Origin of the sequence: Odoribacter lunatus (assembly GCF_943193135.1) — a bacterium.
GTDB classification, from domain to species: Bacteria; Bacteroidota; Bacteroidia; order Bacteroidales; family Marinifilaceae; genus Culturomica; species Culturomica lunata.
In genome coordinates, this window is record NZ_CALPCZ010000017.1 from 1 (window position 1) to 12,345 (window position 12,345).

Below are 12,345 nucleotides of genomic sequence, written 5' to 3' on the forward strand. Positions count from 1 at the left end.
TAAAAATATAAAATCATATTAATACATCTGAAGAAAGAAATATAAAAAATAATCAGCTTATACCTGCTTGGTAGGCATGTATCTTTTTGATAGTTCTATTATTTTTAAATAATTTCTTATTGTTTTAAGGAGTATTCAGGAAAGTCGCATCCGAATTTTTCGGAGAGATAGCGGGCGGTTTTATCGGCTTGTAGGGCGAAGTCGGTAATGTTTCTTTGTATGCTGTCTTCAGTATCGGCTTGCAGGTCGGAGAGATGAATGCGGTAGGATAGAAAGATTTGGTTGCCTTCCAGGCCAAGTTGGTAGCGGGAGTTATCCGGGGAGGATAAGAGGTAATGAAGGAGGGGAGCAAAGTTTTTCTTTGGCAGTAGGTTGATAGGAGAGGTGCAGATTAAAAGTTGTTGCCGATAGACGAATATTCTGATTTCCGATTTGTCTTTGTGGAATGTCCAGCTTTCGTGTCCGGTGCGAGCCAGTATGGGAGATATGCCCATGTCGGCGATGGCTTTTTCGCAGTAGACAGCCAGTTCCGACAGGGTGCGTTCGTTGAACAGGTAGAAGGGGAGTTTGTTGCCGCATTGCGGACAATATTTTTCGTCTTCGGGTATGATGGCGTCACAGCAGCTGCATTGCAGGTTGAGTTTGTGCGTATCGAATTGGTCGCTTTGTTCGAGCAATGGTATTAGAAACCGGACGGGAATACCGAATCCCATGTTGTCGGCGTTTGTGAATTTGTTGCTTGTTATGGCGACGATTTCTCCTCGGGCGTTAAACATGGCTCCTCCGCTGTTTCCGGGATTAACGGCTGCATCCGTCTGGATGCGGTATTGGCCGTCAATGAACTGGAGCGGGGCGGAGACGGTGCCTTCGGTGATTGTGAAGGGGATGCCGAAGGGGTAGCCTGCGACGTATATTTTCTGACCGGTGTGGGGCTCTTGTCGGGCAAGGTGCAGTTCGGGCAGGAATGAGAAGTCATTGTCGGATTTTAACAGGGCAATGTCTTGGCTGGGATTGGTCAGCAGGACGCGTGCCAGGTAGCGTTTGCGTGTATGGTCTTCAACGGCTACTTCCCGAAATCCTTCTATGACGTGGTGGTTGGTAACGAAGAGGTCGTATTTTTTTAAGTAGAAACAACTGCCGGATCCTCTGGCTTGTGTGATTTTATATATGGCCTGGAATAGATGTTGTTGCATGCTTATGAAATGTTTGGGTTCGTTATGCGGCAATAAAGGGATTGCGGGAACCTGCTTTTACTGTTTGCCGGGTGAGTGCTTCCAATGTCTCGTAGAGGATGGAAGCAGCTATTTCCCACGGTTGTCCGGAGGTTTTACGTAATGCCGTTGTCAGAAGTTGATAGGTCTCTTCGGGTAGCTTGAATCTATTAAGGTGCTCATAAAATTTTTGTGTGATTTGTAAGCAAAATTCCCTGTATTCTCCGGATTCCAGCTGTCCGCTTGCTTTTTGGTAACAGCGGTTGTATTTCTCGCGGATGTCTGAGGGGTAGATGTATGGTTTTTCCGGTATGATGCTTTCTGTGTGGTAGAGGCTTTCCGCTAATTCTTCCTTGGGAGTATCGATGAGGGTTTTAAGGGCTTGTTTCCCATCGGCAATGATGACGGATTCGGGAATGTCCCTGTTTATGTCTTGGAGATTTTTTCGTAGTGTATGGAGTAGTTTTCCCTGCGGCTGCGCAACGTACATGATTTGCAGCAGGGTGATGGAGAGCAGATACCGCATCTCGTCGAATTTACGCGAGTGTTCAAAATAATTCAGATTGCGGAGGCAGTCGTGTCCGCTTTTTTGAATGACGTTGCAGATGTATTGTACCGTGTCTTCGGGATAAGGGGTAAAGTGGGGGGACAGGATTCTCCGGGCGTCGAATTGGTTACGGAATTCATAGTCATACCGGCTGCCTGTCAGACAGATTTCTTCAAGCACCTGATAGATTTTACGCGGATGGCTGAGTGCTATTGGACAAGTGTATCTGAAATGGATTTGATTGTCTTGAAGATGCAGGTGTGCGAGGTCTAAGTCTTCAAAGTTCAGGCTTGCGATTTGCCGCATCATGGCTATGGGATTTTTATCCGGAAGGGTCAGGAATGGGGCGTGTATGTGTAGTTTCTCGTCTTCTGTTTTGATGTGAATGGTGAGCGGACCGTGAAAGAGTGTGAATTCTTTGTCCGAAGTATGGTTGTTTCGCAGGTTTGGGTCGATGGAGTCCAATAAAGCATGTAGTGCTTTATGGTATTGTTTGTTTTCAAATGCTTCAATACTGATGTCCGGAGCATTGGCAGCCGGCATTTTTCCGGTATCTTTTGGAAGAATACAGGGATAATACGTAAAGGTTTGTTTCATGATTGAATTATTTAGCCGATAGCAAAGATAATGTCGGAAGGAGGGGAGTGCAAGACGTAAATATCTGATTTATGTATTTTTATATTTAAATTAGATGTGTTAGTAGGGGTTGTATTTCTTTTAGATTTAAGAAAAAAGAATCCCTTAGAAAGGCAGGTGCTACTGCCTGTTCTAAGGGATGTGTTATTTATTTTCAGAGACTATGCCTGAAGGGCTATTCGTAGGTGAGCGTGGCTTTGTTTGCTGCGTCACTTGCGTTCTTAACCGGAATGATAGTGAAGCCCCACGTATATTCCTGATTTGCCGGTATGGTATAGGCTTTGTCAGGTCTGGAGCCCCAACTGTCGTAGCCGGCTACGCCCTGTTGTTTCATATCTACGCATACTTCTACGAAATTACGCGGAGTGATGTCGTTGATGTGGTGCATTCTTCTGAGGCGGTTTTTGGCCTTTTCCGGATCGTGTCCTGCAATCTCTTTTTCGGTGAAGTTATTCCATTGATAGTCGTGTTTAACAGCTTCTTCGGAGTCAAAATCTTCAATGGAGTTACGCAGAGCGTTGAATCCGACGGTCTGGTCTGCTTTGATTAGCAGGCCTTGCCCGGTTTTGCCCGTGAGGGCTACCCAGCGGGTATCCGTATGGTGTCCGTTTTCCTGCGGGCGTACGTACGGATAATAAAGTTTTTCGGCTGTGGTTTTGTATAGTCCGACTAATGTACCGGCTTGGCGGTCGAGGTAGTTTTCTTCCGGTCCCCGTCCGAAATATTGAACTTGTTGCAGGCTTTCCGGCAGACGGAAGCGGACGCCGATGCGCGGTACTTCAAGTTTGGCAGCGGCTTCCCGGGCGGCTTGCGATTTGGGGCTGAATGTAGCCAATTTGGTTTCTTCGGAAATCTCACCCGGTGCTGCTTCCATAGATACGGAGGTGAAGCGGGCTTTTACATTAACGACTCCCGATGGATAAATTTTATAGGTCACGATGTAGAGGTTGCCGGCTGCTAATAAGTAGTTGGCCTGTATGACTGCTGCATTTCCTTCTTTTTCGATATTGGCTTCGACTACATTGAAGTCTTTGCTGGATTGTTTCCATACCTGGAGACGGGAAGGTGCGCCGTTACCGTAGTCATTATCATTGGGAGCACGCCAGAAGTTCGGTTGGATACCGAAGCCGTCATGGAAGTATTCTACTCCGTCTACCCGGTAGGATTTTACTATTCCCGTTTTTTTGTCGAAAACAAAAGAAACTTTGGAAGATTTTGCCGTCAGCAGGTCTCCCTGATTGCTGATTTGCAATTGGGGGGCACCGGAGGTTGTATATTTTTTTACCGGTGCTTTTATCGGCAATTTGAATTGGTCTTGTGCAATGAGGTAATTGGCGGGAATTAAAGGTTCTGCCGTTTTGGTGTAAACTTCAAAATTAACGAAATATTCCGTACCTGCTTTGGGTTGCAAGGAGGCCATCGGAATCGTTATGATTTCGGAAGCCTGCGGGGCTAATGAGAGATTCAAAACTTTTTCGCTAATCTTTTTATCGTTGGCTTTAATGATGTATTTAACCAAGTATTTTGACAGGTTGGTGAAATAAAAACGGTTGGTGATTTTTATTTTGCCTTCTGCCAGGTTTTCAGCTTCAAATCCGACATTCTGATGTGCATACTTAACTTCAGCCATTGCCGGGTGCGGGTTGCGGTCAGGGTTGATGATACCGTTGCATAAGAAGTTTCCGTCGCTGGGGGTATTGACTCCGAAGTCTCCGCCGTAAGCCCAGTAGCCTCCGTCTTTGTTTACCCATAATCCCTGATCAACCCAGTCCCAGATGTAACCTCCAGGGAGGTTGGGATATTTGTAAATGGCTTTCCATTGGTCCCAAAGGCTGCCGGAGGAATTACCCATGGCATGAGAGTATTCGGAAGGAACAACCGGTCGGTCGCTGCCCTTACGTCCTATTTCTTCTAACCATTCGGTATCCGGATATTGGGGGACGTACATGTCGGAATTCCATTCCCACTGTGCGCGTTCGTAGCATACCGGACGATTCATGTTGCCGTTTTCCCGGTTTTTAATCCACAGATAAGTCTGATAGAAATTGTACCCGTTTCCGGCCTCATTTCCCAAAGACCATACGGTCACGGACGGATGGTTCTTATTTCTTTCGTACATATTGATGGTTCGGTCCATGTGAGGTTTCAGCCATTCCGGATTATTTCCCAAAGTACCTCCTTTACGCAGGCTGTAATACATACCGTGGGATTCGATGTTGGCTTCGTCATACACATAGATACCGTATTGGTCGCATAACTCATAGAACCGACGGCTTTGCGGATAGTGGCAAAGACGTACGGAATTGAGATTATGGCGCTTCATCAGTTCAAAGTCTTTCCGCATCAGTTCTTCCGGTACGTAGTGGCCTGTCAACGGATTGTGCTCATGAATATTGACACCTTTTAGTTTCAAAGGTTGGCCATTAATCATCAAGACGGTATAAGGACGGTCTTGTGCGTCTTTTTCCGCAATCTGTTTGATTTCTATCCTGCGGAAACCTACGCGAGCCGGCACGATTTCCTGTTTTTGTCCGTCTTTTTCTATTGTCATCACCAACCGATAGAGATTAGGTGCTTCGGAAGTCCATGTGGCAACATTGTTGAGTGTTTGTTCAAAATCAACGGTCTCAACACTTGCAGGAGACAGAGTCAGATTTTTGTTTGCCGTAGCAACGGTTTTGTCATGACTGTCAAGCAAGTTATAGCTTACTGTAACCTGTTGTGTTTTGTCGGACGTGTTTTTGATGTCCATACTTAGTTTGAAAATACCGTTTTTATAAGTATCGTCGAGGGTTGAAATGACGCGATAATCTTTCAATGCCGTTTTAGGTTGTGACCACAGATATACATCGCGTTCGATACCGCTGATGCGCCAAAAATCCTGACATTCGAGATAAGAGCCGGTACTCCATCTGAATATTTTTAAGGTAAGTACGTTTTTGCCCGGTTTTACATACGGGTTAATCAAAAATTCAGCTGTATTTTTAGAATCTTCACTGTATCCGACTTCTTTGCCGTTGATGTAAACATATACACCTGATTTGGCGCCGTCGATATTGAGATAAATATCTCTGTCCATCCAGTCTGCGGGAATTTCAATGTCCCGGCGGTAAACACCTACCGGATTGGCTTCGGGTAAGGTGGGAGGTTGTGGATTACGCGGTTTGAATTCGTAGCCGTGGTTGGTATAAATGGCTACGCCATAGCCTTGAGGCTCCCAATTGCCCGGTACTTGAATGTCTTTCCAGTCTGATGTGGAACGTGCCGGATCGGTAATATCCGCAGGTAGATTTTTGTAGGCATCGGTGAAATAGAATTTCCATGTCCCGTTGAGTAAGGTGTAGTATTTACTGTTTTCATACTTGAAGCTTAGAGCCTGGTCTAAGTTGTCGTAAGTCATAAAAGAGGAGCGGGGATATTCTTTATTTACCGCAACAACCTGCACATCTTGCCAATAGGGCTTTTCTTGTGCTATCGTTTGCAGTACCCACAGTCCACAAAACAAAAGGAAGAAGATTTTTTTCATGAAATAAAATTTATAACGTTAAAAATATCACCTAAGACGGAACGAAGATAGTAAAATTTTTAACTAAGCAACGTGAATAGTTGTTTTTTGCTGTAGTCTCTTTTTTTAATTTTGCTTGATGAATTTGAAAAAGAGGAATAATGGCTGATAAAGAACAAAAGTTGTTTATGCGGGAATTTTTTCGGAAAACGGGGAAAGCTATTTATGATTACGGTCTGATTGAAAGTGGCGATAAAATTTTAGTGGGGGTATCCGGAGGGCAGGATTCATTGGCCTTGTTGGAAGTGTTGGCGTTGCGGGCAAGAGACCGTAAGCATAATTATCAAGTGGTGGCGGCGCATATTGCGGTGGAGGATGTGTCTTATGAAGTGGATGAAGAGTATATCCGGCAGTTTTGCGGGCAATTGGGAGTGGCGTTTGTACATCGGACGATAGATGCGGCGGTACGGGATGGCTCCGGTAAACCGGCCTGTTTCGTTTGTTCCTGGAACCGGCGGAAAACATTGTTTGAGATAGCCAAAGAGCAGGAGTGCAATAAACTGGCTCTGGGGCATCATCGTGATGATGCCGTGGAAAGTCTGCTGATGAGCATGATGTTTAATGGAATAATCGCAAGCATGCCTCCCAGATTGGCTATGTTTGAGGGAACTTTTACATTGATTCGTCCTTTGATTTATTTGAGTAAAGAGGAGATTTCCCGTTATGCGGCCTATCGGGATTTTAAGGAGCAGAAAAAACTCTGCCCTTATGAGCGGGCGACGAATCGGGATGCGGTGGCGAGGATTATTAAGGAAATGGAAACACTTTCTCCACATGTAAGAAGTAATTTATTTGCTGCCATGAGTAATATTCAGCAGGAGTATTTACCTTGATAAAGGAATATTGGAATAATTTTAAGGGAAAATTTTGTTGTTTAGGTAAAAGTCTTTATTTTTGTACTCGAAGGTGAGAGTTCCAAAATTAATCGGAATTCTTTTTTAGATAAAAGGCACTTATTGGAGGATAAGTGTCGTTTATTTTTTTGTGTATCAACTGAACTTAAATAATATGTTATGAGTGGAAAAGTATCATACGTAACGAAAGAAGGTTTAAAAAAATTACAGGAAGAACTTGAGAGATTACAAAATGTAGAGCGTCCTAAAATATCTAAAGCGATTGGTGAAGCGATAGAAAAAGGGGATATTTCCGAGAATGCGGAGTATGATGCGGCAAAGGATGCCCAAGGGTTGTTGGAAGCAAAAATTGCCCAGTTGCAGGATACTATCGCCAGCTGCCGTGTAATCGACGAATCTCAATTGGATACGTCGAAAGTGCAGATGTTGAACAAGGTGACCATCCGCAATACGAAAAATGGGGCGAAGATGACTTATACGTTGGTATCGGAAACGGAAGCCGATTTCAAAGCAGGCAAGTTGTCCATTCATACCCCGATAGCCCAGGCGTTGGTAGGGAAAAAATTGGGTGACATAGTGAAAGTAAAGGTGCCTGCGGGAGAGATGGAATTTGAGATTATGGATATCACTTTATAATTTGACGGTTATGGCTTCTATTTTTTCAAAGATAGTCCGGGGAGAAATACCTTCTTACAAAGTGGCGGAGACGGATAAATACTATGCTTTCCTTGATATTGCTCCTTTACAGAAAGGACACACTTTGGTTGTTCCGAAGCGGGAAGAAGACTATATCTTCGATCTGACCGATGAAGAATTGGCCGGACTGATGGTTTTTGCGAAAAAAGTGGCGAACGCCATCCGGAAAACCGTTCCCTGCGAAAGGGTGGGCGTCGCCGTAATCGGCTTGGATGTGCCGCATGCTCACGTACATTTGGTACCGTTGAACGGGGGAAACGACCTGAATTTTTCCAATCCCAAAAAAGAATTTTCCAAAGAGGAAATGCAGGCCTGTGCTGCTGAAATTGCTGCTAATATGTAAGATATACCGGAGCGGAATAAAAACAGAGAATGAGGTTCGGAAACGAATCTCATTTTTTTCTGAAAATATACTACTTTTACCGACACATAAATCGGATTTTACATGAGATACAAAAATATAGTCTGGGACTGGAACGGTACATTGCTCAATGATGTACAGGTCGGAGTGGATACGTTGAACGATATGTTGGGAAAAAGAGGATTGCCCCTTCTTTCTTTGGAGGGCTACAAAGACGTATTCGGTTTTCCTGTCGTCGATTTTTATAAAAAAGTCGGATTCGATATGGAAAAAGAGAGTTTGCATGAAATCTCCGTTGATTTTGTGGAAACATACGATCGGTTTGCGGGAAATGTGACCTTGAACAAAGCTGTGCCGGAAGTTTTGTGCCAGATAAAGCAAAGCGGCCGGAAACAGTACATATTATCGGCTTTGAAAGAAAACCTTTTGAAACAAATGGTGCTCGATTTCCATATCGGGGATTGTTTTGAACAGGTCTGCGGCTCCGATAATATTTACGCGGCGGGCAAAATCGAGAGAGGCAAGAGAATGGTGGAGGACTACGGTCTGCGCCCGGAAGAGACGCTGATGGTGGGAGATACCCTGCATGATGCCGAGGTGGCGCAGGCGCTCGGATTCGGCTGCGTCTTGTATGCCGGAGGCCACAACAGCCTCCCGCGGCTTCGGGAAAAAGCGCCGGTCATTGCAGGAATGGAAGAATTGTTGGAGAAAGAAATGGTATAACATGGAATAATCTACCTTGGATACACTAATTTGACAAAAGCGTATGAGACACCTTATTTTTTCAATTTTTTTATTGTTTGGTATGCAGACAATAGCGTCGCCGGTGAATGAAATGTTAGATCGGATAGACCCGGGAGCTTCCAAGAAATTTAAAATAGAACTGCAGAAAAGTGACCGTGATTTCTTTGAACTGGACCAGGAGGGTGACCGCGTGGTTGTCAGGGGAAATACCTATGTGAACATAGCTGTGGGAGTAAACTGGTATTTAAAGTATCATGCAGGTATTCACCTGTCATGGAACGGCATGAAAGCGAAATTGCCGGATGTATTGCCTCCGGTCACTCACAGGGAAAGACATGAAACGGACCTGAAAAAACGTTATGACCTGAACTATTGCACCTACTCATACTCCATGGCATTTGGGGATTGGGAGCGTTGGGAGAGGGAAATCGACTGGATGGCGCTGCACGGCATAAACATGCCGCTCTCCATTGTCGGAATGGAAGCCGTGTGGAAAAATGTATTGACACATCTAGGCTATACACCCGAAGAAATAGGGCGTTTCATCGCCGGACCTGCATTCTTGGCTTGGTGGCACATGAATAACCTGGAAGGGTGGGGAGGACCCGCTACGGAAGAATGGTACGCGCAGCAGGTAAAATTGCAGCAGCGGATACTGAACCGCATGAAACAGTGGGGAATAGACCCCGTATTCCCGGGATATGCCGGAATGCTGCCCAACGATGCGCGGGAGAAATTGGGTGTAAACGTGGCAGACCCCGGAAAATGGTGCGGATTCCGTCGCCCCGCATTCTTGCAGCCTACAGATCCCTCTTTTGAAAGAATTGCGGGTTTATACTATGCGGAAATGGAAAAACTCTTCGGAAAAGCCTGCTATTACAGCATCGATCCTTTTCATGAAGGAGGAAATACGGCTGGGGTAGACCTGGCTGCTGCCGGAGAGGCCATCATGAAAGCCATGAAAAAAAACAATCCTCAGGCCGTTTGGGTTATACAGGCATGGCAGGCGAACCCGCGTCCCGCCATGATTGACGGATTGAAGGCTGGCGACCTGATGGTTCTGGACTTATCCAGCGAAAATCGCCCCATGTGGGGAGATCCCGACTCTCCTTGGTACCGGGAAAAAGGATACGGCAAACACGACTGGCTTTACTGCATGCTGCTTAACTTCGGCGGAAATGTTGGGATGTACGGCAGAATGGACAGAGTGATAGAGGGGTACTACCTCGCGCGGAATCACCCGAACGGACAGACGATGGTGGGGGTGGGCATCACTCCCGAAGGGATAGAAAACAACCCCGTCATGTACGAACTCCTGTTTGAGCTACCCTGGCGTGCGGAAAAATTTACCAAAGAAGAATGGATAAAAGGATACGTTAAGGCGCGTTACGGCACGGACGACCCGCAGCTGCTGAAAGCGTGGGAAATACTGGCGGCGACCGCTTACAACTGTCCGCGCATACAGGAAGGCACCACCGAATCCGTCTTTTGCGCCCGTCCAGGAGAGGACGTCCGCTCAGCCTCCTCGTGGGGAAGCTCCCGGATGTATTACGCTCCTGGCGCCCTGCGGCCTGCTGCGGAAGCCATGCTGGCGGTGGCGGACTGGTATCGGGGAAACAACAACTTTGAATACGACTTGGTAGACATTGTACGTCAGACATTGAGCGACAGAGGAAATGAACTCCTGAAAGAAACAATGGAGGCCTATCGCAAAAAAGACAAAACGGCGTTCGCTACGCGTAGCAAACAATTTTTAGATTTGATATTGGCGCAGGATGAACTGTTGAGCACTCGTCCCGAATTTATGCTCGGCACGTGGCTGGAACAAGCTAAAAAAATAGCTCCGGATGACGAAAACAGACGTCTCAATGAATGGAATGCCCGCACCCAGATAACGACATGGGGCGACAGAACTGCTGCGGATGACGGAGGATTGCGGGATTATGCCCACAAAGAATGGAACGGCTTGCTGAAAGACTTCTATTATCCTCGCTGGGAAGCCTACTTCAGACTGTTGGAAAAACGCCTTCAAGGCGAAGACGTTGCGGACATTGACTGGTATGCTCTTGAAGAACCCTGGACGAGGCAGCAAAATATTTATCCGGTACAGGCTACGGGAGATGCCGTGGAAACGGCACGACGGATTTACCGGAAAGTATTTTAATTCTTTCAAAATATAAGGAAGCGGAGCCAACAACTGATTCCGCTGGATTAACTCCGTATCAATTTGGGGGTTATGATTGTTGTGGGAATACTCCTAATTCAGCGGCGATCTTGAACATGTAACGGCGGGCTTCTTCCGGGTTGTTGCCGATAATCCCGTCAAGAATGGCTTCTTTGATGGCATTCTTAATGTCGCCGATAAGACGGCAGGGAGGCAGGTTAAATGTTGCGATGATTTCTTCTCCGTTGATGGGAGGCTGGAAATTACGGATAGAGTCTTTTTCTTCGACTTCTTTTAATTTTTGACGTACGATTTTGAAATTATTCAAAAAGCGCTTAACCCTCTCTTCATTTTTTGAGGTAATGTCGGCTTCCGCCAAGGTCATCAAGTCGTCAATATCATTGCCGGCATCGAAAAGCAGGCGGCGGACAGCAGAATCCGTTACGATTTCTTCACTCAATACGATAGGGCGCATGTGTAGTTTTACTAACTTCTGTACATATTTCATCTTTTCGTTCTGCGGTAGCTTCAGCCGATTGAAGATTTTGGCAACCATGCGTTCCCCAACGTGATTGTGTCCGTAAAAAGTCCAGCCTTGGCCTTGTATAAATTTCTTGGTGACCGGTTTAGCAATATCGTGGAGTAAAGCTGCCCAGCGTAACCATAAATCATTTGAATAGAGGGAAAGGGTGTCCAATACCGTAAGAGTGTGGCAAAAATTATCTTTGTGTCCGACACCGTTTACCACTTCCACGCCTTTAAGTGCCGTCAGTTCCGGGAAAAATTGTTCCAATAGTCCCGCTTCGTCCAATAGTCCGATGCCTTTGGAGGGTTCGGGAGAAAGCATGATTTTATTGAATTCATCCATGATTCTTTCCATGGATATGATAGAAAGGCGTTGGTTGTGGGTTTGTATCGCTTTGAAGGTTTCTGCTTCAATTTTGAAATTGAGCTGAGAGGCAAAACGGATGGCGCGCATCATGCGTAATGGGTCATCTGAAAACGTGATACCCGGTTCTAATGGAGTCTTAATCAAACGCTCTTCAAGATGTTGTAATCCGCCGAAAGGGTCTATCAGTTGTCCGTAAGTAGCTTTATTCAAAGAAATAGCAAGAGCATTAATGGTGAAATCCCGTCGTTTCTGGTCATCTTCGATGGTACCTTCTTCCACAATGGGTTTGCGGGAGTCGGCACGGTACGATTCTTTGCGTGCACCTACAAATTCAATTTCAATCCCTTTGTATTGAAACATGGCGGTACCGAAATTCTTGAAAACAGATACTGTCTGTTTTCCCAACTTTTGAGCAGCGGTTTGTGCCAATTCAATACCGTTTCCCCTGACTACAATGTCAATATCTTTTGACGGGCGGTCGAGCAACAAGTCACGAACATATCCGCCAATGACATATATCTCGGCGTTTTTCTCTTCGGCAATATCTGATAGTACGTTAAATATGGGGTGTTGTAGGTATTTTTTCATAGACGAATCGATTGACGGAATTTGTCGTGCAAAAGTAGGATATATTTTGTTTCATTGGCGGCTTTTTGTGTAATTTCGTCCCAAAAT

Annotated in this window: 9 protein-coding genes; 5 read left to right on the plus strand and 4 right to left on the minus strand. The window is 45.6% G+C overall.

What is annotated here, in order from left to right:
* Positions 1-116: 116 nt before the first annotated feature.
* The 3 genes from NFR61_RS07515 to NFR61_RS07525 all read right to left on the minus strand — a co-directional run bounded on the left by NFR61_RS07515 (position 117) and on the right by NFR61_RS07525 (position 5,920).
* Entirely contained in the window at positions 117-1,193 is a 1,077-nt protein-coding gene (locus tag NFR61_RS07515; protein WP_251622335.1) for a trypsin-like peptidase domain-containing protein, read from the minus strand.
* Positions 1,194-1,215: 22 nt separating this feature from the next.
* Positions 1,216-2,355, minus strand: a complete 1,140-nt coding sequence (locus tag NFR61_RS07520) for a type III secretion system chaperone (RefSeq protein WP_251622336.1) — start codon at positions 2,353-2,355, stop codon at positions 1,216-1,218.
* Positions 2,356-2,569: 214 nt separating this feature from the next.
* Entirely contained in the window at positions 2,570-5,920 is a 3,351-nt protein-coding gene (locus NFR61_RS07525) for a glycoside hydrolase family 2 TIM barrel-domain containing protein (protein ID WP_251622338.1), read from the minus strand.
* Between the two features lie 140 nt (positions 5,921-6,060).
* Between NFR61_RS07525 and NFR61_RS07530 the strand changes: the two genes are divergently transcribed.
* The 5 genes from NFR61_RS07530 (at position 6,061) to NFR61_RS07550 (ending at position 10,778) form a co-directional block, all read left to right on the plus strand.
* Complete coding sequence (locus NFR61_RS07530; protein WP_251622340.1) at positions 6,061-6,792, plus strand: tRNA lysidine(34) synthetase; 732 nt, start codon at positions 6,061-6,063, stop codon at positions 6,790-6,792.
* Positions 6,793-6,972: 180 nt separating this feature from the next.
* A complete protein-coding gene (gene greA, locus NFR61_RS07535) occupies positions 6,973-7,449 on the plus strand; it encodes a transcription elongation factor GreA (protein ID WP_251622342.1) in 477 nt (158 codons plus the stop codon).
* 10 nt (positions 7,450-7,459) lie between these two features.
* Complete coding sequence (locus NFR61_RS07540; RefSeq protein WP_251622343.1) at positions 7,460-7,852, plus strand: HIT family protein; 393 nt, start codon at positions 7,460-7,462, stop codon at positions 7,850-7,852.
* A 102-nt stretch (positions 7,853-7,954) separates the two neighbouring features.
* The gene (locus tag NFR61_RS07545; RefSeq protein WP_251622345.1) at positions 7,955-8,593 is read left to right on the plus strand and encodes an HAD family hydrolase; all 639 of its coding nucleotides are present in this window, start codon (positions 7,955-7,957) and stop codon (positions 8,591-8,593) included.
* A 43-nt stretch (positions 8,594-8,636) separates the two neighbouring features.
* Complete coding sequence (locus tag NFR61_RS07550) at positions 8,637-10,778, plus strand: alpha-N-acetylglucosaminidase (protein ID WP_420910112.1); 2,142 nt, start codon at positions 8,637-8,639, stop codon at positions 10,776-10,778.
* Between the two features lie 70 nt (positions 10,779-10,848).
* On the opposite strand, the gene NFR61_RS07555 is transcribed toward NFR61_RS07550, so the two are convergent.
* On the minus strand, positions 10,849-12,258 hold the full coding sequence (locus tag NFR61_RS07555) for a CCA tRNA nucleotidyltransferase (RefSeq protein ID WP_251622349.1): 1,410 nt from the start codon (positions 12,256-12,258) through the stop codon (positions 10,849-10,851).
* Positions 12,259-12,345: the final 87 nt, after the last annotated feature.

Bases quoted from the DNA above. Each gene is read 5' to 3' on its own strand.
- NFR61_RS07515 (WP_251622335.1), bottom strand. From the start codon at position 1,193: ATGCAACAACATCTATTCCAGGCCATATATAAAATCACACAAGCCAGA.
- NFR61_RS07520 (WP_251622336.1), bottom strand. From the start codon at position 2,355: ATGAAACAAACCTTTACGTATTATCCCTGTATTCTTCCAAAAGATACC.
- NFR61_RS07525 (WP_251622338.1), bottom strand. From the start codon at position 5,920: ATGAAAAAAATCTTCTTCCTTTTGTTTTGTGGACTGTGGGTACTGCAA.
- NFR61_RS07530 (WP_251622340.1), top strand. From the start codon at position 6,061: ATGGCTGATAAAGAACAAAAGTTGTTTATGCGGGAATTTTTTCGGAAA.
- greA (WP_251622342.1), top strand. From the start codon at position 6,973: ATGAGTGGAAAAGTATCATACGTAACGAAAGAAGGTTTAAAAAAATTA.
- NFR61_RS07540 (WP_251622343.1), top strand. From the start codon at position 7,460: ATGGCTTCTATTTTTTCAAAGATAGTCCGGGGAGAAATACCTTCTTAC.
- NFR61_RS07545 (WP_251622345.1), top strand. From the start codon at position 7,955: ATGAGATACAAAAATATAGTCTGGGACTGGAACGGTACATTGCTCAAT.
- NFR61_RS07550 (WP_420910112.1), top strand. From the start codon at position 8,637: ATGAGACACCTTATTTTTTCAATTTTTTTATTGTTTGGTATGCAGACA.
- NFR61_RS07555 (WP_251622349.1), bottom strand. From the start codon at position 12,258: ATGAAAAAATACCTACAACACCCCATATTTAACGTACTATCAGATATT.